The sequence below is a fragment of the Bradyrhizobium sp. LB11.1 genome (assembly GCF_040549385.1).
Taxonomy (GTDB): Bacteria; Pseudomonadota; Alphaproteobacteria; order Rhizobiales; family Xanthobacteraceae; genus Bradyrhizobium.
On record NZ_JBEPTH010000023.1, the window covers coordinates 34,851 to 56,401 of the forward strand.

Below are 21,551 nucleotides of genomic sequence, written 5' to 3' on the forward strand. Positions count from 1 at the left end.
CTTGCCCACCCCTCCGAGACCTGCACTTACCTCTTGATCTCCCAGGTCAGCGCTTCCGCGTTGCCCTTGGCGAACATCGCCGGCACGTCGAACTTGCCGGTCTTGAGGTCATAACGGCATTTCCAGTCGGCCAGTCCCTTCACGGCGACGTTCTTCGGATGCTTGTCCATCTCGCCCGACAGCGAGATCAAGAGGTAGCGGTTGTTGGGCCAGTCGACGCCGAGCCAGCGATAAGCATCCTCGGTGCCTTTCATGAGATTGGCCGAGATGTGGTAGTCGAGCTTCATGTTCCGGGTGTCGGACCGGCTGTGAAAATAGTCCCAGGCGAGATCGCTCAGCGATGTCTTCGCCGCGCTGACGAAGGCGCCGTTCTCGACATGGTAGAGAAACAGATCCTGCTCGCCCGAGCCGGTCTTCTGCATCCGCACCAGCCATTGCGAGTCTTCGGTGAAGCGGAAGCCGGCGCCATAGCCCTGCTCAGGCTTCAGCTCGGTCATCTGCTCGCCGTGCCGCGCCCAGACCTGCCATTTGACGTCCCAGTCGCCGCCGTCCTTCATGTACTGCTCGAGCCTGGTGGCGCCGTCGGGCGAGGTGAAGGCGAGCTCGGCATTGTCGGTGAGGACGAAGCCCGCCGGCGGCCCGGAGGCGGCGAGCGCGGGGGCGGCGGCGAGCGTCAGGGCAAGCGCCAGAATTGGCGCGGCGCGGCAAAATGCGGTCACGATGAAATCCTCTGGAAAATTGCCGCAGTGCGGCCTCGCTCATTTGACGCCATTGGGACTACCTCGGTTCATCCCATCGACCGTCTTGCTGCCGCGGCCAAAACAGCGCAATTTGCTGCCCTCGGCTGATTTGCGACCCAGGATTTGCTGACTGATGATCACCGCATCCAAGGCCTTCATTGCATTCTGTCTGCTCGCTGTCGTCGGCACGGTGCTGGTCATCGGGCCGACCGAGCTGCGCCGTCTGCTGCCGGGCGGGACCAACGCCGAGGTCGCAGCGGTCGCGAAGCCGGACGTGAAGCAGGCTGAAGCCAAGGCCGAACCCAAGGTCGAGGCAAAAGCCGAAGCCAAGCCTGAAGCCAAGCCTGAATCCAAGCCGGACGAGCCGAAGCTTGCCGCCAGCGCGCCGCCCGCGCCATCGGCGTCCGCTGCTGCTGCCGCAACCCCTGCGCCGAAGGCGGATGCGCTCGCCGAGACCCAGAAGCAGGTCGCCGCGCTGGTCGATATCGCGCCGGCCAAGCCGCAGCCGGCCGTTGCGGACACCGGTCCCCGTTTCGACGTCGCGCGCGTCGACGATCATGGCGAGGCCGCGGTGATCGCGGGCCGGGCCGCGCCGGGTGCGACGGTCGAGCTGATGCGCGACGGCCAGCCGCTCGACAGTGTGGTGGCCGATGCGTCGGGCCAGTTCGTGATGACCCCGCCGAAGCTTCCCGCCGGCAGCTATGAACTGGCGCTGCGCGCCAAGGCGCCCGACGGCACTGTCGTGCAATCCAGCCGCACCATGCCGGTGATGATCGCCGAAGCCGCACCGCCGCCTGCGCGCGTCACACCGGTTGCGAAGCAGGACACCAAGTCGGTTGAAAAGCCGGACGACAAATCGGACGTCGTCGCGTCCCTGCCGGCGCCGCGCCTGGCCGCGACGTCGGACCGGTCCGCGGCTCGGCCGCGCATGATGGGCGGGCCCAAGCCCAAGGCCACGGCGAGGGTGCCGGCGGCGGGTGCCACTGTCGCATCGGCCTCGCCCGCGGAGGTCTTCAACGCGACGCCGGCAGAGGCCGGCGGCAGCCGGGTGATTTCCCGCGGCGACAGCCTCTGGGCATTGAGCCGTCTCGCGTACGGCGACGGCAACCGCTACGCGCTGATCGTCAACGCCAACCGCGACAAGATCCACAATCCCAACCTGATCTATCCCGGCCAGACGTTCGTGATGCCGCAAAGGGCGCGGTGAACGCGGCGGTTCTCGCTGTTGCGGATTGCATCTCCTGACGCTTCGACGCCGGTCTCTCTTCTCCCTCGCCCCGTTCTTACGGGGAGAGGGTGGGGTGAGGGGCTCTCTCCGCGAGAGTTGTCTCTCGATAGACCTGTACCCCCTCACCCGGATCGCGCGGGACGATGCTTCGCATCGCCCGGGGCGATCCGACCTCTCCCCGCAAGCGGCAGGGGGATCGCATATGGATTTCACCGGGATCGCGGGCTTGCTCCGCCTCTCCCGCTTGCGGGAGAGGCCGACGCGCTCGCAGAGCGCGGCGGGTGAGGGCTCTCGCCACTAGGGGAGTTTCTCCGCAATTCTCGACAACCCCATTGCCGAGACAGCCCCCACCCCAACCCTCCCCCGCAAGCGCAGGGCAATCGCATATGATGTTTCGGATAGGCCTGAGCAAGCGCCTCGTCCTTCGAGACGACCGCTTCGCGGTCTCCTCAGGATGAGGCTAAGTGGCATTGGTGCTGGTCGAAACGACGGCCGCACACTCGGTCCTCATCCTGAGGGCCCGCCAACGGCGGGCGTCTCGAAGGATGGCTACGGGGGGAATCGCTCCCATATGCGATTGCCCTGCCGCAAGCGGGGCGAGGTAAGACGCAGCCGTTCCGCGACGCTTTGACCGTCTCGCCGCGGAACATTTGGTTCCGCCGCGCGTCAATGTCATGCGGCGCGATGCGCACTTGGCGCTGGAGGAGGGCCAGGAAGTGGTCATCTCGGTGGTCAACTCAGTGGTCGGCTCTGTCATGTCGAGATCCCGCACGAAACTGGCGCTGGTCGGCGTTGTCTTAGCGATTCTCGCAGTGCTGCTACCGAATACGGCCGAAGCCCAGTTCGGATTGCGCGGCGGGCCGCTCGGTGTTGCGCGCTTCGCCGTCGGTCACGTCATCGGCCTGTCGCGGCTGCGCCACGCCCGCATGGCGGTGCGAGGCAGTCGCTATCGCTCCGCTGCGCTGAGATCGCAGGATCCGCGCGGCGGTGAGCGCGGTCAGCCTGCCAATCCTACTATCGTGCGCGCGGCGCTCACGGCGCAGGCTGCGCTGTCGGGCTGGCACGGCGGTCGCCGTCCGCAGGGCTGGTGGCGTCATCCCGACGGCAGCTATGGCTGGATCGGTCCCGTGTTCTGGCCGTTCGCGCATGACGATCTCACCACGGCCATCATCTTCGGCGATACGACCAGCCTCTCGCTCTATGGCTATGGTGATATCTACGCGGCGATCTTCGCGCCCTATGCGGCCCCGGAGCTCGCCGCCTATACCGCGCCGCAGGGACGTCGCGCGCGACGAGTCCCATCGGTGGAGGCGGTCTGTGATGGCAGCGACACCGGCGGCTTGCCCGTCGATCGCATTGCAGCCGCCGTGCAGCCCAACGAGATGCAGCGCACCGCGCTCGACGATCTCGGCGCCGCCTGGGCCTCGGCGCGCGATACCATCCGCGCCTCGTGCCCGGCGCAGGCGCCAATGACGGCGGCGGAGCGCCTCGGCGTAATGCAGACCCGCTTGGATGCGATGATCAAGGCCACGGACGCCCTCGCGGCGCCGCTCGCCAAATTCGTCGACCTTCTCGATGACGGCCAGAAGGCAAAGCTGGATTCGCTCGCCAACGAACGCCGCGCGGCGCTTGCATCGGCTCAGCACAAGGATGCGCAGGCGGCCTCCGCCTGCGATCCGAACTACGATCCCCGCTACGATGTGCAGGCCCAGCGCCAATACGAGCAGCTCGTGCAGCAGCAATGGCCGGCTGACGACATTGCCAACACGCTGAAGCTCGACGACACCGGACGCGCCCGGCTCGACGTGCTCCAGGGCACCACGCTGCGCACCATGGAGACGCTCAGTCCTTGCCCGACGAAGGCAGAAGCGACACCGCAGGCCCGCCTCGCCGCCGTGAAGGCGCGGCTGCAGAGGATGCAGCAGGCGGTCAACAGCGTCGGCGATGCGCTCGATGATTTCGAGGCGGATCTGAGTGATGAGCAGAAGGTAGGGTTCGAGGCGATGGGGCCGAAGCGGGGGACGTAGAATCCTCCCAAGGAATCCGCGCCCGAGCCAGCTCGAAACGCAATGATATCCCCCTTATGATATACATCTATAATGTAGATCATGGAGGTCGGTTGCCATGCAGGTCTCCAAATCGGGCAACAGTCTTGCGGTGCGCCTGCCCAAGGCGCTGGTCGAAGCCTTGAAGCTCTCGCCTGGCGACGAGCTCAACGTGGTCGAAGCCTCGAAGGGCCAGATCGCGGTGGAGAAGGTCGACAAGCAGGCCGAGTTTCTGAGGCAAGTGAAGCAATTCCAGTTTCCGCTGCCCGACGGCTACAAATTCGACCGCGACGAAGCCAACGAGCGGTGAGCCCGTTCTTCGACAGCAATATTCTGATCTACGCTTTTTCGACCGACATCCGGCGCGGGCCGGCGCTATCAGCGATTGCCGGCGGCGGCGTCATCAGCGCGCAGGTGCTGAACGAGTTCACCAGCGTGCTGCGCAAGAAACAAAAGCAGGACTGGTCCGTCATTGAGGCGGCGGTGCAGACGATCCGCTTTCGCTTTCCGGACATCGTGCCGCTGACATCAGACACCCACGCTGCAGCGCTGGTGATCGCTCGGGATCACTCTGTCGCATTCTACGATGCCCTCATCGTCGCATCCGCGATCGGGGCCGGCTGCGACACGCTCTACAGCGAAGACCTCCAGCACGGCCGCAGCATCAGCGGACGACGTGCGACGGCGTGTAGAACTGGCCGCCGCTCTTGCCCTCGGCGCTCGCAAAGCGGGAGGGAAAGTATTCGTAGACGCGGCCGAGTGTATCCTTTGAGCGATCGGCGGGAGCGCCAAGCGCGACGTCGCTGACCAGATTGATGATCTGGCCGAGCCGCTGCTTGTCGAGACCGGGCCTGGCGAAATCCTTCGGCAGCACGCTCTTGAGCGAGGTGTTGTCCCGCTCGATCGCGGTCATGGCGTTGTCGACGAGCTCGCCGATGGTCGGCTGCGGCGCCATCGACTTGAGATAGCTCCACCGTGCTTCCGGCGGCACCCAGAAGATGTTCTGGGCGCGATACTCGTCCGGGTCCTCCGGATCGGCGCCCTGCGTGCGTGCGCGTCGAGTTCCCCGTGCTTGGCCTCGAAGGCATCGGAGATGTATTTCAGGAAGATCAGCCCCAGCACGACGTGCTTGTATTCGGCCGCATCCATGTTGTTGCGCAGCGCGTCCGCGGCCGCCCACAGCTTGGCCTCGAACGCGCCGTTGCCGTTGCTCTCAGTGCCGCGATCGACCTTCGCCCCTCGGCTCTTCCCCGAACCTCGTGCCATTCTTTCCGTCTTTTCCCGTCAAACGTGCGCCCAGTAATACGACACGGGGCGACTCTTGCGCATTAGCTTTTTTGCTTGGATCCCAACAGGATGCCAGCCACCGGATCGACTGATCCGAAGGACAAAACACATCAGGGTGTGGGGGTACGGCGCAAACGCCCGATGATGCCATCATGCCGGTGTTTTGCCCGACGTGTCAAACGGCCTTGTCGCGCTCGGGCCTGAGCACTCCCGTAAGTCGTTGATCCCACCGCCCGGCCTACTGTGCATGGGGTTGTTTTCGACATTCTAGTTCGCGGCGGTCCTCTTCCAGGCATCCATCACGTTCTCCTCGTCCTCACGCCAGCTCAGAATCTCCATCGCCAGCACGGGATGATTAAATCCCTTGAGCTGGAGATCGTCGAGGGCGCGGGCTTCGACAGAGGGCTCGACGATGCCGTAGACGCGGCGGCTCACCACGATCTGGTTGGGCCGAGCCTCGCCGCAGAGGCGGGAGGCGAGGTTGGTGACGCTGCCGATCGCGGCGTATTCCAGCCGCTGCTCGAAGCCGACCTGGCCGAGCGTGGCGTAGCCGAGCGCAATGCCGATGCCGAAGCCGAGGCTGTGCCCGCGGTTGCGCCAGCGCTCGGTCAGCGGGCCGATGGTGTCGCGCATCTCCACCGCCATCTTCACGGCGCGCTCGGTGTGGTCCTCGAACTGGATCGGCGCGTTGAACAAAATCATCACGCCGTCGCCGGCATATTTGTCGAGCGTGCCCTCGTACTTGAAGATCAGCTTGCCGAGTGCGGCGTGATATTCGCGCAGCACGTTCATCGCCTCTTCCGGCTCGGTCGCTTCCGTGAACGCGGTGAAGCCGCGCAGGTCGCAGAACACCACGGTCACTTCGCGGCGCTGGCTGGTGAGCAGCCCTTCGGGACTGTCGGAGGAGGCGATCAGCTGCGCCACCTGCGGCGCCAGGAAACGCTCGAGCTTGCGGATGCGCTCGATCTCACTGAGCTGGGTCTCGACGCGCTCCTCCAGCGACTTGTTCCAGTCCTTGAGCTGCTCGGTCTGCTCGCGCAGCTTGTCGGCCTGGGCGCGCACGGTCTCGTGCGCGGTCTCCAGCGCGTGGCTCTTGTGGTCGACCTCCGTGAACAGGCGCGCATTGCGCATCGCCAGCACCGCCTGGTTGGCGAAGGTGCGCATCAAGCCGGTGAGGCTTCCCTCGAACGCGCCGCTTAAGCGGCGCAGCACCACCAGCGAGCCCAGCGTGCCCTGCTGGTCGACCAGCGGCACCACCAGCACCGCGTGGAAGCCGGCATCGACCGCGACATCGCGCAGCGGCTGCCCGGCGGCGTGATCGAGATCGGGAAGCGCGATCGGTTCGCCGTGATTGGCGGCCTCGCTCAAGATGTTCTCGCCTTCGTCGATCGTGACATGGTCGCCCGCGACCGACGTGTCGACGCCGTTGGCCTCGACCAGATTGAAGCGCCGTCGCTCGGCATCATAGCCGTAGATCAGCACCGCATCGGCGTGGCTGATCTCCAGCGCACGCGCGGCGATCGTCGGCAGCACGGCGTTGAGGTCGAGCGAGGAGGCGACCGCGCGGCCGACCTCTTCCAGCACCTTCAGCTCGTTGATCGACTGCGCGAGGTCGCGGGTGCGCGCCTCGACTTTTGTTTCGAGGTCCGAATAGGTCTCCTGGAGCTGGCCGGCCATGCGGTTGAACTGGCCGGCGAGCTCCTCCAGCTCGTCGGAGGTGTGCACGTCGATGCGGTGGCTGAAGTCGCCCTCGCCGAGCTTGTGCGCGCCGTCGCGCAGCGCCGTGATCGGGATGATCATGCGGCGCGCCAGCAGCGTGCCGGCGAGGATCGCGACCAGCAGGCCCATGCCGATCAACAGCGCGATGCGCACGAGCTGGTCGCGGATCGGCGTCAGCGCCTGCGCGGTCGGCTGCTCGAACAATACGCTCCAGCCGAGTTTTGGTACGGTGCTCGCAGCAGTCAAAACAGAATGGCCGTTGGAGTCGGTGCCTGACGTCTCGGACTCACGGCCGGGCGCGATCGCGGCCGCGACCTGCGGCAGCTTCGACAAATCTTTGCCGACATCGGGCCCCTTCGACGAGGCCGCCAGCACGCGGCCGCGTGCGTCGACCACATAGGCGAAGGCGGCCTTGCCGACCTGGGCGTCCGACAGGAAGTCGGAGAGGAAGCTGAGATCGATCTCGGCCACCGTGACGCCGGCATTGAAGCCGGAATGCGCCACCGAGATCGACATCACCGGCTTCTGATCGACGAAGCTCGCCGCCGAATAGCTGACCCCGCGCGCCACCGCTTCAGTGAAGCGCATGTCGCGGGCGAGGTCCGCATTGCCGCCCGTCGTGGTCGACTGGCGCGACACGCGCAACACCTCGCGGCCGGCGCCGTTGAGCTGAAACAGCTGGGAGACGACCGAGACCTGCTGCAAGAGCTGGGCGTAGTCGGCGCGACGTTTTTCGAGCGTGTCCCGGCTTGCCGTCGTCACCCAGCTGATCTGGCGCTCCAGTTCGGAGACGGACTGCTCCATGCGCCGGGCCGCGGCCTGGGCCTTGTCGTCGAGCCCGTCGGTCAGCGAGGTCTTGGTGGCGCGGTAGGAGATCCAGGTTTCCATCGCGCCGTTGACGGCGAGGACGAACACGACGAGGCCGACGAGGGAGACGACATATTTGGCGAACAGACCCTCGCGCAGAAACCAGGTCTTGTCTTTCGCTCCCGCCATCCGGATCCTCTCGCACCGCGACCGACGCCGGCGCTACGGGCCGCACCGGCCCCACGGCTCTTCTACCATAATTTGGGCCTTTGGACCGGCGAGGGGCCAGTCAAGGGCGGGTGTGGTTACCCCCGCCGGGGAACGCCGGACTGGTTGGCAGGGCGGTGAATTGTCGCAGCGGCCGTCTCCTCCGTTCGGAGGAAGAACTGTGTGACGAGGCGGTGTAAGGCTGCACGCGGAGTTCGACGCTTTGGTCCGCCAATCACCGATTGAACAGCTGCCGCATCACGTCGTTCATCGGCTGGCTGTCCTGCTGCGCCTCGGGCGGGTCTTGGGCCGGAGGAGTCGGCGAAGCCTGGGGTGCCGGTGTGGCCGATGCGCCTGGCAGGCTGCGGCTTCGGCCGGCACCGTTTCCGGTGCCGCTCGAGAGCCCCTGCTGGATCAGATTGCCGATCGCCTCGCCGAGCTGGCCGCCGAGCGGATTGTTCTGCCCCTGTCCCTGCCCTTGCTGCTGCATCTGCGGATTGGCATTGCCGGCGGCGTTGTTACCGCCCGGTGCGGCGGCGCCGCCGAGGCCAAAGCTGTTCAGGATGTTGCCGAGCCCGGCTCCGTCAGGCCCGAACAGGCCCTTGCCCATCTCGCGCAGCCTGGCATAGGCCGCGTCAGGATTGTCGAGCATGCCGGCCATGTCAGGATAAATCCGCGGCTGCGACCACGCGCCCGTAATCATCACGGGGATGCCGAAGCCGACGGGATCGGAGGCGCGGCCCTGGCCTTCGGTCGTCATCACCAGTTTCGGCTCGACGCGAAATCCCATCATCTTGGTGTCGAGCGCAATGGTGCCGGCGCCGGTGACACGCACCAGCGGCCCGATCAGATTGAGATCGGTCGTCACCGCCTGGCCCTTGTCGATGCGGAAGGACGCAGAGAGCTGCGACAGATCCGTGCTCTGCTCCTGGCTGCTGTTCTGGCTGTCCTGCCAGCCCGACAGCGTGCCCGACGTGAGCGAGCGGATCATCTGCGCGACATTGATGCCGCGGATGGCGCCGTCCTGGAAATTGACGAAGGCCGTGCCCTGCATGTTCGCCATCAGCGCGCGCTGGCTGGTGCCGGCGCTGCGCAGAGCGAGCTTGGCTTGCAGCTTGCCGTCGATCCGGTCGAATTCGGCAAGACCCTTCAGCAGCGGCAGCGCGCGTACGCCGACGAGGTCGGAATGCATCGCAAAGCTTGGCGCGCCGCTGGTCGCGTCGAGGATCACCTCGCCCGAGACCTGGCCGCCATAGGCGCCGAGATTGGCGGTGCCTGCCTTCAAGATGCCGCCGGCGAGCTTTGCATCGAGCGCCAGCGGTGCAAGACGCGCGTCGCCGATGACGGCTTCGTTGGCCGAGACCCTGATTTGCGCATCGACATAGTTGAGCCCGGACACGTCGATCGGCGCGTCGCTCCAGGGCTGCCCGGCCGCGCCATCAGGCGATTTCGCCAGCGGGATTGCCAGCCGTTGGAAGTCGAGATCGACTTTCACCAGCGGCTTGCTCGCGATGTCGACCGAGGCCCAGCCGTTGAAAGCGCCATCGCCGAGCGTGCCGTTGACGCTGTTGATCATCACGACCGCGCCGCTGAGCCGCAGCTCGGCATGACCGGCGAGCCGAGACTTCAGCACGTCGGGCATATCGATGGCGAAATCCACCGGGATGGTCTGCCGCTCGACCGGCGGCGTCGGTGTGGTCGCCTTGATATCGAATTTGGTCGGGTGCTCGCCTATGCGCGCGGTGCCGGCGATAGTGACCTTGCGGTCGCGGCCTATGACGGTATCGGCATTGATGGCGCTGATACGGCCGTCGACGCGATCGCGCGCGCGCGAAAATACGACTTCACCGTTGGTGATCTTGGCGCGGTCGATCGTCGCGCCGTCGATCTCGAGCGCGGGCGATCGCGGCGATGCATCGGCGTTCGGCAGGCGCTCGCGCAGCAGCGGCTGGTACAGCACCGGATGGGTGACGACGATCTCGCTGATGTTCGGGTGGCCCGACCACACGCTTGCGAGCGACATGTCGGCCTGCACGCTGTCGATCGTCAGGCGCGTAATGCCGCTGCGGTCCTTGGGGTCGGCAAGCGTCAGATCGTTCAGTGTGACGTTCAGCGTCGGCCACAGGCTGATCTTGGTGGTGCCGTCGATCGACAGGCGATAGCCGCTCGCCTGCTCGACGCGCGAGGCAATCGTCGCGGTCAGGAAGCCCGAGGGAATCCCGATCACCAGCAGGAGTACGATCACGATGATGATCGCGGCCACCGCCGCGCCGGCGAATTTCACTGCTCTCATGTCGACTTTCCAACGACGGACGAGCGGCGTCGAATCCGGCCGGTCAACCCGTCCTTTACGCCTGAGTTTATCCCGGGACGGGAAGCCGCTCCAAGCGGGTAAAAATAGTCGGGAGGTGCTGCAAAGTTATGTGACTTATGGCACACTTCTCCGGCGCGGTTTTACGCGATTCTGACGTTGATGCTTCCAAGCGATTTGCCAAAGAAATTCAGAAGGACGTTGAAATGAGCAAGCAGGCCGAATTTGCGGTCATTCTGAAAATGAATGCCATGTTCGCCGATCTCGGTGCGGACGAACTCCAGCGGCTGTCCAACCTCTGTCACACCCAGCATCTCTCAAACGGCGAGGTGCTGTTCCAGAAGGGCGATGCGGGCGATGCGCTGTTCGGCGTGCGCCGTGGCCAGGTCCGCATCGAGACCGGAGCCTCCGACGGTAGCCGGCTGACGCTGAATTTCATGGGCCCGGGCGATCTGTTCGGCGAAGTTGCGGTGCTGGACGGCCAGAGCCGCACCGCGGATGCGACCGCCGGCGAGGTCAGCGAATTGTTCGTACTGCGGCGCGAAGACTTCCTCGCCTTCCTCGAGCGCGAGCCGAAGGTCGGAATCAAGATCATCTCGCTGTTGTGCCAGCGCATCCGCTGGCAGAGCGAGCGCATGGAAGAATCCATGTTGCAGCCGCTGCCGGTGCGGCTGGCGCGGCGGCTCTGCGCGCTCGCCGCCGATTTCGGCTCCGAGGTGCACATCTCGCAGGAGCAGCTCGGCGTCTTCGTCGGCGCCGCGCGCGAGAGCGTCAATCGCCAGCTTCAGGCCTGGCGCAAAGAGGCTATCCTCGATCTCCAGCGCGGCCGTATCCTGCTGAGGAATATGACCAAGCTGACCGCGATCGCGCGGAATGAGTAGGATCAAGCGATCGTGGCGAGGAATTTCCTTCGCTGCGACGCTTCAGTGCAGCTCCCGCTTGATCTGAATCCCCGAGAAGCTACTCCGCCGCAGGATGCACGATGTTCTTCGGCGCTGGTGCCGCGTCCGCAGTTTCGTGATGACTGTCCGTCTCTGCGTCCTCGCTGTGCACGATCAGCCGCTTGCCGAAGCGCCAGATCAGGGCGCCGAGGTCGTCCATCACCATGAACATCGCAGGTACGAACACCAGCGACAGGATGGTCGAGAAGATCAGGCCGCCGATCACCGCGAGCGCCATCGGCGAGCGGAACTCGCCGCCGGCGCCGACCGCGAGCGCGCTCGGCATCATGCCGGCCGCCATCGCGATCGTGGTCATCACGATCGGGCGGGCGCGTTTCATGCCGGCGTCGATCATCGCCACGTCGCGCGGCTTGCCGGCGTGAATTGCCTCGATCGCGAATTCCACCAGCATGATCGCGTTCTTGGTGACGATGCCCATCAGCATCAGGATGCCGATCCACACCGGCGTCGTGAGCTGCTTGCCGGTGACGAGCAAAGCGGCGATCGCGCCGCCGATCGAGAGCGGCAGCGAGAACAGGATGGTGATCGGCTGCAGGAAGGTGCCGAACAGCAGCACCAGCACCGCATAGACCATCATCAAGCCGGCCGTGATCGCGGTGGCAAAGCCGTCGGACAGCTCGTTGAGGCTTTCGGCGTCGCCCGACGGTGAGACCCTCACGCCCTTCGGCAGGCTCTTCATGACAGGCAGCTCGTAGATCTTCTTGGTGGCATCACCGAGCGCCGCGGAGCCGACGAGGTCGGCGGCGACGGTTGCCTGCCGCTCGCGGTCGTAGCGGTTGATGCTGGTCGGGCCCTGGTCGAGCTTGACGTCGGCAATGACCGAGAGCGGCACGCCGCCCTTCTCGCCGTGCTCGCCGAGCGGCACGCGCAGCTGCTCCAGTGTCTTGAGATTGCCGCGCGCGGCATCCTCGAGCTGCACGCGAATCGGGACCAGGCGATCTCCGACGTCGAACTTGGCGAGCGCCGGACCGACGTCGCCGATCGTCGCGACACGGATCGTCTGCGACAGGCTTTCGGTCGAGACGCCCAGCCGCGCGGCGAGGTCGGCGCGCGGTTCGATGCGCAGTTCGGGACGTTCCAGCGAGGTCTCCGAGATCACGTCGGAGATGGTCGGAATCCGCTTCATCTGCGTCGCAAGCTCGCTCGCGACATTGTTGACGATATTGGGGTCGACGCCGGTTACCACCAGCGAGATCGCGCGCAGGCCGTTCTCGTCCAGGAACCAGAAGCGGATATCGGGAACGTTCTCCAGCTCCTGGCTGATCGAGAATTCAAGCTCGCGCTGGGTGATGTTGCGGTCGTTCTTGGGCGTGTAATTGATGATCAGGGCGGCTCGCCTGACTTCCTGGGTGCCCGGTGGAACGCGCCCGCCGTCCACGAAGATGCTCTTCACCTCGGGCCGCTTGCGCAGGCGCGCGACGATGTCCTCGGTGACCTTCTCGGTGTAGGCGAGCTGCGTGCCCGGCGGCAGTTCGAGCGCGAGCAGCGAGCGGGCACTGTCCTGCGCCGGCAGGAAGCCCTGCGGCAGCAGCGTGATGCTCCAGATCGAAGCCGCGAAGATGCCGAGGCCGATCAGCACGGTGATGAAATAGTGTTTCACCGACCACGATACGATTCTGTGGTAGCCCCGCAGGATGCGGCCCGGCGGCGGCTCTTCGTGAGAGCCATGCTTGAGGAAGTAGGCAGCCAGCATCGGCGTCACGAAGCGTGCCGCGAGCAGCGAGAAGAACACCTGCACCGAGACCGTGATGCCGAACTGCTTGAAGAACTGTCCGGCGATCCCCGACATGAAGCTCGCGGGCGCGAAGATCGCGATGATGGTGAGCGAGATCGCGATCACGGCAAGGCCGATTTCGTCTGCGGCTTCGAGCGCGGCACGGTAGGGCGATTTGCCCATATTCATGTGCCGTACGATGTTCTCGATCTCGACGATGGCGTCGTCGACCAGAATACCTGTCGACAGCGTGATGGCGAGGAAGCTGACGAGGTTGAGCGAGAAGCCGAGGATGTCCATCGCCCAGAACGCCGGGAAGATCGACAGTGGCAGCGAGACCGCGGCAATGATGGTGGCGCGCAGGTCGCGCAGGAACAACAGCACGATGACGACGGCGAGGATCGCGCCTTCGAACAGGGTCGAGATCGCAGCTTCGTAATTGCCATTAGTGTATTCGACGGAGGTGTCGATCAGCTTGAGGTCGACATCGGGATAAGCGGCCTTGAGCGCGTTGATGCGCTTCTGCACGGCTTCGGCGACCTTCACGTCGCTGGCGCCCTTGGAGCGCTTGATGCCGAGCGCGACCACCGGCTCGCCGTTGAAGCGGGCGAAGGTGCGGCGATCGGCGATGGTGTCGGTGACGGTGCCGAGATCGTCGAGACGGACCTCGCCGCCGCCGAATAGCGGGATCATGGTGCCGGCGAGGTCGCTCAGCGTCTTGGCGCCGGCCAGTGTCCGGATCGCCTGGTCGTTCTTGCCGATCTCGGCACGACCTCCGGCGACGTCGACATTGGTGCCGCGCAGGCTCTGGCTGACATTGACGGCGGTCAGCCCCATCGCCTGCAGGCGGTCGGGGTCGAGCGACACCAAAATTTCGCGCTCGACGCCGCCGATGCGCTCGACCTGGGCGACGCCGCGCACGCCTTGCAATGCGCGCTTGACCACGTCGTCGACGAAGTACGAGAGCTGTTCCGGCGTCTTGCCGGGCGAGATCGCGGCATAGGTGACGATCGGCAGGCCAATCACGTCGACGCGTTGAATCAGGGGCTCGGTGACGTTCTGCGGCAGGTTGGAGCGCACGCGCGTCACCGCGTCCTTGACGTCGTTGAGCGCGCGGTCGGTGTTGGTCTCCAGCGCGAACTGGATGGTAGTCACGGACACGCCGTCGGTGACCGAGGAGGTGATGTGCCGAACGCCCTCGACGCCGGAGACGGCGTCTTCAACAGTCTTTGTGACCTGGGATTCGAGTTCCGCGGGGGCGGCGCCGAACTGGGAGACCGCGACCGAGATCACGGGAATGTCGGCTGAAGGCAGCCGCGTGATCGCGAGCTTGCTGAAGGAGGTCCAACCGAGGATCAAAAGGATGATCGAAAACACCACCGACGGCAGCGGATTACGGATCGACCATGCCGAGATATTCAGAGCCATCAGCGTACCCGCGTGCGATCGAGTTCATCGGCGAACATGGTCTTGATCTGGTCGCCGTCATGCAGTGAGGAGCCCGCATCGGCGACGACGATTTCGCCGACGTCGACCCCTTCAAGGATTTCCGTTTGGCTGTCGGATGTCAGTCCGACGCGCACCCGGCGCGTCTCGACGACGTTGCCTTTGACCACCTGCACGGTGAGATGGTCGATCGCCGTCTTGGGAACCGCGACGCCGCAGCTTCGCTTGGCGTCGATGGAGGCACGGGCAAACATGCCGACCTTCAGCGACGGATTGTTGGTGACGCTGATGCGAACGCGGCCAAGCTGCGTGGCGCGATCGATCTCGGGCGCGACCAGTCGGACCCGGCCGATCAGATCGGCGGCGTCGTCGCGGCTGATCCGCACCGTCGCGCCGGGGCTGAGCTTCGGCATATGCACGGCGGGAACCTGCGCGTCGAGCTCGATCTCGCCGCTGACGGCAATGCGGAACATCGGTCCGGCCTGCGGCGAGGCGGGCGCGCCGACGATGGTGCGGACTTCCGTGACGAGGCCCGGCGCGGGCGCCTTCAGCGAGATCGGACCTTGCGGGCCCGGCCGTTGCGGCTGGCCCGGAATCTGCGGCGGCGCCGTCAGGCGGGCCAGCTCCTGATTGTCTGTCACGGTAGCGCCTTCGGTGACGAAGACGTCGGTGACCTTCGACCCTTCCTGGTCAGCCACGACCACAGCCTCGCGCCGCGGCACGAAGAAGCCGGTCACCCGCACCAGGTCGGAGAAGCACGCGTTGGTCGACTTCGTCACGATGACGAGCGCCTCGCCCGGCGTCTCCTTCGGCTCGGAGCGATGCCGATGCTCGAACCAGTAATAGCCGACGCCGAGCGCAACGATGAACGCCACGGTTCCCGCAGGCTTGAGATATTCGGAGATGTTCATCGCCGGATCATCCTGGCCTGGCTCGCGGTTATTGGGAGCGTTTCCCTGAAACGAAGCGGCGTCCCGCAGGGCTGCGGGACGCGCGCTGGGAGCAAGACTTTACACCACATCAGGACTTGTCACTTCAACGGATTGCGACGTGGTCACTTCGATGCGGTGGTCTTGTTTTCCATATTGACGACCTGGACGCGGCGGTTCGCCTCCGACATTGGCTGGTTCGGGTCCTTCAGCTTGCTCTTGCCGTAGCCGACGGTGACGAGGTCGGTCGCGGCGATGCTGTACTTCTCGACGAGGTAGCGCTTGATCGAATCCGCGCGGCGTTCCGACAGCTCCTGATTGTAGCTCTCGCCGCCGGCGGCATCGGTGTGGCCGGCGACCACGAAGGTCGAGCCCTTCAAGTCGGGGCTGGTCAGCGCGCGCCCCAGCGCCTGCACCGAAGGCAGCGACTTGGTGCTGATATCGGCCGAATTGTAGTCGAAGGTGATTTCGAGATCGATATTCGGCTTGTCCTTGGCGGCCGACGCGATCTCGTCGCGTTCGGTCGACGAGAGCGAGCGCGTGGTACGGCCGCGGACGGACTGGATGAGCTTGGTTTCCACCGCGTTCGGCACCGGATCGGCCTGCGGGCCGATCGAGAGGCCGCGGGTCAGGGGTTTTTTCGGCGCCGGCGCCAGGGCCCGGACGATCTCGTCCTCGGTGACATTCTTGCTGTTGCCGTCGTCGCCGGCGAAGGCAGGGGTGAGCGTCAGTGCGGCACTGATGGTGATGATGGACAGGAGCGCGGTCAGTCCCTTTGCAGCCAATCTCATTGCCAGTCCCTCCTGCGCGAGCGCGCGCGGTTCCAAAATTCCTGCAATAGGCCAACGGCAAGGCCGCCTGCGGCATCCGTTCGGTTAGTCTTGACCGGGTGGCCAGGGGTTCGAGGCGTTCCCCGCATCAAATCAAAAAATATCAACGCACTCCGTAACTTGCGAACTCCCCAGCGATGTTCGGATCCATCGCCTTGGCATTGGCGATATCGAGCGCGCCCTCCTGGGCCGAGCCGTTGCGCTGCTTGGCGATACCCCGCCCAAACAGCGAGGAGGTCAGGCGCGGATTGATCTTCAGCGCCGCGTCGAAATCGGCGATGGCGTTCTTCGCCGCTCCGGATTTGAGGTTCACGAGCCCGCGGCTATCCAGCGCATCGACGAAATTCGGCCGCAGCCGCAGCGCCTCGTTGCAATCCTTCAGCGCGCCCTGGAGGTCGCCGACCACGGTGCGGGTCCAGCAGCGGTTGTTCAGCGCCTCGACATCCTTCGAATTGATCCGGAGCGTGTCATCAAAATCCTTGATGGCGAGGCCGTAAGCTCCCTTGCTGGCATAGACCTGGCCACGCCGGTACAGCGCATTCACGTCGTCCGGATTTGCGGCGATCTTGGCCGTCAGGCTCTTGATGGTCGGGTCTTCAGCCAAGGCGGACGCGCTCGGACCGCTGTCGATGCTCGGGGCGGGCTCGGCGGGCTTCACCGGCGGTGGCGGTGGCGGCAAAGCGGCCTCGACCTGCGGTTTCGGCGCCGGCGGCGGTGATGGCGGTGCGGGTGGCGCTGGCGGATTGTTCGAAGCCACGGGTGGGGCGGGCGGAGCCGGAGGCGGGTTGGTCGCGACCGCAGGAGGAGGTGGCGGTGCGGGAGGCGCCGGTGGCGGTGTCGTCGCCGTCGGGCGGGCTCCAGCGGCACCCGGAATGAACGAGAAATCTTCGGCGAGCGAGGACGATATCCATGGCACCTGCTCGCCGCGCGAGGCGCGGGTGACACCCATCTTGGTGCGGTTCAGCGTTTCCTCCGCCATCAGGTCGGGGACGCGGATTTCCTTGAGCAGCTCCTGGACGAACAGGCTGTGGTCGCCGCCGGCATCGGACACCACCGATGCCAGCGCGGCCGAATACATCACCAGCGTGCCGTTCGGCGCGATGACCGGGGTCAGACCCGCCGAGAAACTGCGGAACCGCCGTTCGAACGGGTTGCGCCTGCTGGCATCAATCAGCGCGATCTTGACGCCGGCGCCACGGGTGTTGAGCTCGCCCAGGATGGCTTCGATGCTGAAACCGTCGCGGCGGACGTCGGACTCGGTCCAGATCTGCGCGTCGACCGGGATCATGTAGCTCTGGCGCGCCGACTGGATGCCGAACCCGCTGTAGAATATCAGTGCCACGGAGCCTGGCTTGATCTTGCCGTAAAGCTTGTCGAAGGCACGGCGCATGCCGTCGCCGGTCAGGTTCTCGCCGACCTCGACCGAAAAGCCGTCGCGTTTGAGCTCGTCGGCGACATCGCGCGAATCGTTGATCGGCTCCTTCAGCGGGCTGTCCGCGTCTGGATATTTGGCGTTGCCGATCACCAGCGCAAAACGATCGCCGGCCGCATGCGACGGCGCGCTCGGGACGAGCGAGACGAGCAATGGCAGAAGAAAAAGCAAGCAAATTTTCATAATCAGCGCGGTCCAGCCAAAAAGGCGCCGTTCCCAGCTTGCGCCGCGGCGACCTTAACTTACGCAATGTGCATTATCAAACCGGGGAACGGGTGCGTCAACCGCTTGGAGATTCGGTACTATCGCGACAATTGACCGCGATGCACTGGCCAGATGCGCGGGGAATAATTCAGCTACTCGACACATTCTTGCTTCGGGTTCCGGCGGCCATGTCAGGCCGGCGCCCGCGACGAAAATGTGATTGGTCTCACATTGGGGGGGCCGCCTCCGCGGCAACCTCATGCGTTTGACCTTTGCGCCGGACGATGGCTTGGTGCGTGGGAGGTCCACTCAGAAAAAGCAAAAAGCCGGGATCAAAGCCCATGGGAAACGCCTACGAAATCTACGCCCTGCGCTATGCAACGATGTCGCCGCGCACCCCCGCCATGAATTTCCTTGCGCCTGACCCACATGACAGCGCGGCGCAGGACCTCGACTACTTCGTTTGGCTGATCCGTGGCGGCGGCCGCGATATCCTGGTCGATACCGGCTTCAATGCCGAGGAAGCTACCTCCCGCGCGCGCAAGCTGACGCTCAATCCGGTCGATGCGCTGGAGCGCTTTGGTGTCGCCGCGTCGAGCATTCGAGACATCATCGTGACGCATCTGCATTACGATCATGCCGGTAATCTCGACCGCTTCCCGAATGCGCGCTTCCATCTCCAGGAACGCGAGATGGCTTACGCCACGGGCCGCTGCATGTGTAACGGACTGCTGCGACATCCATTCTCGGTCGAGCACGTCACCCAGATGGTGCGCCACGTCTATGGCGAGCGCGTCAATTTCTATTCCGGCGACGGCGAGGTCGCGCCTGGTGTCACCGTGCATCGCGTTGGCGGTCATTCCGACGGCTTGCAGGTGGTCAAGGTCGAGACTGCGCGCGGGCCGGTGGTGCTGGCGTCCGACGCCGCGCATTATTACGCCAATCTGCAGCGCAAGAGCCCGTTTCCGATCGTCTACAATGTCGGCGACATGGCCGTCGGCTGGGAGACGATCGAACGCCTCGCCGGCCATCCCGACCGTTTCATTCCCGGGCACGATCCGATCGTGACGGAGATCTATCCGCGCGCCAGCGACAAGGTCGACGCCTGGGCGCTGCATTTGCCGCCGACGCGGTCGTTTGCGAAGTGATCAATACGCCTGCTTGGCGTCGGCTTCTTCGCTGGTCTGGATCAGATCGAGGCTCTCCTCGATCTTGCCGAGCAGCGCGGAGAGTTGCTTACGCTCTTGCGCCGAGAGGCAGGCGAGGATCTCGTCTTCCCGCCGCAGCAACTGCGGGAACAGCTCCTCGTAAAGCGCGCGGCCCTTCTTCGTCAGTCGCAGGCGAAATTCGCGGCGGTCGGTTTCGTTCTCGACCCGCTCAATCAAGCCGTCATGAAGCAGGGCCGTGACCGCGCGGCTGATGGTCGATTTGTGAGTGCGGGTGCATTGCGAGATGTACTGCGCGCTGCAGGCATCGTTGCGGAAGCCGAGCGTGGCAATCACACGCCAGGCCGGAATGTCGAGGCCGTGGCGTTCCTGATATTCGACCGCGAGCGCGGAACTGACCTCCGCCGCGAGGCGGTTGAGGCGGAACGGTACGAACTTGAACAGATCGAGCCGCGATTTGGGCCCCGGTGAAGCCTCATCGGCTTCGCGTGTCTTCAGCGCGATGTCGCTGGATGTCCTCGCCAAGGAGAGCACTCCGAATTCCAGTTGACGGCCGGCCGGCTCCGGTCCAAAATAGTTGCACGTGAAACTATTTAGCAGATCAGTCCTCTCCTGACCAGAGCCGAGGTTAGTGTATGGCGCCGGCCAATACGCATCAGGCCAAAACCCAGTTCGGCTATCGCCGCCACTCCGACCAGGGCCGCCCCGGCCAAAGTCCGGCCGAGCATCCGGTGGTGGTCGTCGGCGCGGGGCCCGTGGGGTTGTCGCTGGCGATCGATCTCGCCCAGCGCGGCCAGCGCGTCGTCCTTCTGGACGATGCCGACCGCATTGGCGAGGGCTCGCGCGCGATCTGCTTCTCGAAACGTTCGCTGGAATATTGGGACCGGCTCGGGGTCGCCGACCGCATGGTCGACAAGGGCGTGGTGTGGAGCGTCGGTCGCATCTTTCATGGCGAGTCGCAGCTCTACCAGTTCAATCTGCTCCCCGAGGACGGCCACAAGCGGCCGGCCTTCATCAACCTCCAGCAATATTACGCCGAGTCCTATCTGGTCGATCGCATCAGCGATCTGCCCGCAATCGACCTGCGCTGGCGCAACAAGGTGAGTGCCATTGAGCAGCGCAACGATTCCGTTGCGGTGACGATCGAGACGCCCGAAGGCGCCTATCGCCTGCACGCGCAATATGTCGTCGCCTGCGACGGCGCACGTTCTTCGCTGCGGCAGATGGTCGGCGCCGAATTTGCCGGGCAGGTGTTCGAGGACCAGTTCTTGATCGCGGACGTGAAGATGACCGCGGAATTCCCGACCGAGCGCTGGTTCTGGTTCGATCCGCCGTTTCATGCCGGGCGGTCGGCGCTGCTGCACAAGCAGCCCGACAACGTCTGGCGCATCGATCTCCAGCTTAGCCGCGATGCGGATCCCGCAGTCGAGAAGAAGCCGGAGAACGTGCGGCCGCGGCTTGCACGCATGCTCGGTCACGACGAGTTCGAGTTCGAATGGATATCGCTCTACAAATTCCAATGCCGCCGGATGGATCGCTTCATCCATGGCCGTGTGATTTTTGCGGGCGACTCCGCGCATCAGGTCTCGCCCTTTGGTGCGCGCGGCGCGAACTCGGGACTCGAGGACGCCGAAAATCTCTCATGGAAGCTTGACCGCGTGCTGCGCGGCGCCTCGCCCGCGAGTCTGCTCGAGAGCTACCATGTCGAGCGCAGCGGGGCTGCCGACGAGAACATCCGCGAATCCACCCGCTCGACCGATTTCATGGCGCCGAATTCGCATCAGGAAGCGCGGCTGCGCCAGGCGGTGCTGTCGCTCGCCAAGGAAACCGAGTTCGGCAAGCGCATGGTCAATGGCGGCCGGCTGTCGGTGCCATGCAGCTATGACTCGCCGCTGTCATCGCGCGATGCCGATCTGTGGGACGCTGGCCCGCGGCCTGGCTGTTCCATGCTCGATGCCCCTGTGGCGGGCCATGCCTATCTGACCGATGCGTTCCGCAAGGGTGGAACGGATTTCACTTTGCTGTCGTTCAGCAATGGTGCGGCGATCGACGCGCCCGAAGGCGTGAAGGATATCCGCATCGGCGGTGACGGTGGACTTGCCGATCCCTCGGGCCTGGCCGCAAAGCGCTATGATGCCCAGCCGGGCGCAGCCTATCTCCTCAGGCCGGATGGCTACGTCGCAGCACGCTTCCGGCATCCGACGCGCGAGGCGATTGCCGCCGCGCTGTCGCGGGCCCAGGGCTTGAATGGAAGGGCTTGAATTGGAAGACTTGAACTGAGGTTTTGCATGCCGCTTTCCACCAGCTCCAATTTTGCGCGACCCGATGATGCCTTTCGCGCCATCGTCGAAGCGCATCGCGGTCTCAGCGACGAGCAGAGCGCCGACTTCGACGCGGCGCTGGTGCTGATCCTCGCCAACCATATCGGCGACATCGACGTGCTGCGGGAAGCGCTCGTGTTGGCGCAACGCCGCATGAACGACGGCCAGCAGCAACAACAGCAACAACAATAACCCAAAAGCTT

General features: G+C 64.9%; 17 protein-coding genes and 1 pseudogene. 8 read left to right on the plus strand and 10 right to left on the minus strand.

Translation table 11 applies throughout. The features are described 5' to 3' along the window. Positions 1 to 26: 26 nt before the first annotated feature. On the minus strand, positions 27 to 719 hold the full coding sequence (locus ABIA96_RS34115) for a hypothetical protein (RefSeq protein ID WP_354141305.1): 693 nt from the start codon (positions 717 to 719) through the stop codon (positions 27 to 29). A gap of 154 nt (positions 720 to 873) precedes the next feature. Between ABIA96_RS34115 and ABIA96_RS34120 the strand changes: the two genes are divergently transcribed. The 4 genes and pseudogenes from ABIA96_RS34120 to ABIA96_RS34135 form a co-directional block, all read left to right on the plus strand. After that, a complete protein-coding gene (locus tag ABIA96_RS34120) occupies positions 874 to 1,947 on the plus strand; it encodes a LysM peptidoglycan-binding domain-containing protein (protein ID WP_354141306.1) in 1,074 nt (357 codons plus the stop codon). Positions 1,948 to 2,723: 776 nt separating this feature from the next. Next, on the plus strand, positions 2,724 to 3,995 hold the full coding sequence (locus tag ABIA96_RS34125) for a Spy/CpxP family protein refolding chaperone (RefSeq protein ID WP_354141332.1): 1,272 nt from the start codon (positions 2,724 to 2,726) through the stop codon (positions 3,993 to 3,995). A gap of 97 nt (positions 3,996 to 4,092) precedes the next feature. Next, positions 4,093 to 4,323, plus strand: a complete 231-nt coding sequence (locus ABIA96_RS34130; protein ID WP_354141307.1) for an AbrB/MazE/SpoVT family DNA-binding domain-containing protein — start codon at positions 4,093 to 4,095, stop codon at positions 4,321 to 4,323. Then, positions 4,320 to 4,649: pseudogene (locus ABIA96_RS34135) on the plus strand (PIN domain-containing protein); the annotation flags it as partial. The gene ABIA96_RS34130 and the pseudogene ABIA96_RS34135, both read left to right, overlap by 4 nt. A 28-nt stretch (positions 4,650 to 4,677) precedes the next feature. Here the strand turns inward: ABIA96_RS34135 and ABIA96_RS34140 are convergent. The 4 genes from ABIA96_RS34140 to ABIA96_RS34155 all read right to left on the minus strand — a co-directional run bounded on the left by ABIA96_RS34140 (position 4,678) and on the right by ABIA96_RS34155 (position 10,326). Continuing rightward, positions 4,678 to 5,004, minus strand: a complete 327-nt coding sequence (locus ABIA96_RS34140) for an N-6 DNA methylase (RefSeq protein WP_354141308.1) — start codon at positions 5,002 to 5,004, stop codon at positions 4,678 to 4,680. Continuing rightward, positions 4,923 to 5,279: a type I restriction-modification system subunit M N-terminal domain-containing protein gene (locus ABIA96_RS34145; protein ID WP_354141309.1), complete on the minus strand. Its 357-nt coding sequence runs from the start codon at positions 5,277 to 5,279 to the stop codon at positions 4,923 to 4,925. Before ABIA96_RS34145 ends, ABIA96_RS34140 begins: the two co-directional genes overlap by 82 nt. Positions 5,280 to 5,567: 288 nt before the next feature. After that, positions 5,568 to 8,015 (minus strand): adenylate/guanylate cyclase domain-containing protein, encoded by a 2,448-nt coding sequence (locus tag ABIA96_RS34150; RefSeq protein WP_354141310.1) that lies wholly within the window; start codon positions 8,013 to 8,015, stop codon positions 5,568 to 5,570. Positions 8,016 to 8,268: 253 nt separating this feature from the next. Next, the gene (locus ABIA96_RS34155; RefSeq protein ID WP_354141311.1) at positions 8,269 to 10,326 is read right to left on the minus strand and encodes an AsmA family protein; all 2,058 of its coding nucleotides are present in this window, start codon (positions 10,324 to 10,326) and stop codon (positions 8,269 to 8,271) included. Between the two features lie 224 nt (positions 10,327 to 10,550). Between ABIA96_RS34155 and ABIA96_RS34160 the strand changes: the two genes are divergently transcribed. Continuing rightward, entirely contained in the window at positions 10,551 to 11,225 is a 675-nt protein-coding gene (locus ABIA96_RS34160) for a Crp/Fnr family transcriptional regulator (RefSeq protein WP_354141312.1), read from the plus strand. Positions 11,226 to 11,304: 79 nt separating this feature from the next. On the opposite strand, the gene ABIA96_RS34165 is transcribed toward ABIA96_RS34160, so the two are convergent. The 4 genes from ABIA96_RS34165 to ABIA96_RS34180 form a co-directional block, all read right to left on the minus strand. After that, the gene (locus ABIA96_RS34165; RefSeq protein WP_354141313.1) at positions 11,305 to 14,448 is read right to left on the minus strand and encodes an efflux RND transporter permease subunit; all 3,144 of its coding nucleotides are present in this window, start codon (positions 14,446 to 14,448) and stop codon (positions 11,305 to 11,307) included. Continuing rightward, positions 14,448 to 15,377 (minus strand): efflux RND transporter periplasmic adaptor subunit, encoded by a 930-nt coding sequence (locus ABIA96_RS34170; RefSeq protein ID WP_354141314.1) that lies wholly within the window; start codon positions 15,375 to 15,377, stop codon positions 14,448 to 14,450. The genes ABIA96_RS34165 and ABIA96_RS34170 overlap by 1 nt, the downstream gene beginning before the upstream one ends. Positions 15,378 to 15,520: 143 nt before the next feature. After that, positions 15,521 to 16,186 (minus strand): OmpA family protein, encoded by a 666-nt coding sequence (locus ABIA96_RS34175; protein ID WP_354141315.1) that lies wholly within the window; start codon positions 16,184 to 16,186, stop codon positions 15,521 to 15,523. Between the two features lie 142 nt (positions 16,187 to 16,328). After that, entirely contained in the window at positions 16,329 to 17,840 is a 1,512-nt protein-coding gene (locus ABIA96_RS34180; RefSeq protein WP_354141316.1) for a caspase family protein, read from the minus strand. Between the two features lie 362 nt (positions 17,841 to 18,202). Here ABIA96_RS34180 and ABIA96_RS34185 point away from each other — a divergent pair, with 362 nt between their 5' ends. Further along, on the plus strand, positions 18,203 to 19,009 hold the full coding sequence (locus tag ABIA96_RS34185; RefSeq protein ID WP_354141317.1) for an N-acyl homoserine lactonase family protein: 807 nt from the start codon (positions 18,203 to 18,205) through the stop codon (positions 19,007 to 19,009). On the opposite strand, the gene ABIA96_RS34190 is transcribed toward ABIA96_RS34185, so the two are convergent. Next, the gene (locus ABIA96_RS34190) at positions 19,010 to 19,552 is read right to left on the minus strand and encodes a MarR family winged helix-turn-helix transcriptional regulator (protein WP_354141318.1); all 543 of its coding nucleotides are present in this window, start codon (positions 19,550 to 19,552) and stop codon (positions 19,010 to 19,012) included. 110 nt (positions 19,553 to 19,662) lie between these two features. Between ABIA96_RS34190 and ABIA96_RS34195 the strand changes: the two genes are divergently transcribed. Continuing rightward, on the plus strand, positions 19,663 to 21,288 hold the full coding sequence (locus tag ABIA96_RS34195) for an FAD-dependent oxidoreductase (RefSeq protein ID WP_354141319.1): 1,626 nt from the start codon (positions 19,663 to 19,665) through the stop codon (positions 21,286 to 21,288). A 27-nt stretch (positions 21,289 to 21,315) separates the two neighbouring features. Further along, the gene (locus ABIA96_RS34200; protein ID WP_354141320.1) at positions 21,316 to 21,540 is read left to right on the plus strand and encodes a DUF2783 domain-containing protein; all 225 of its coding nucleotides are present in this window, start codon (positions 21,316 to 21,318) and stop codon (positions 21,538 to 21,540) included. The last annotated feature ends 11 nt before the right edge of the window (positions 21,541 to 21,551 follow it).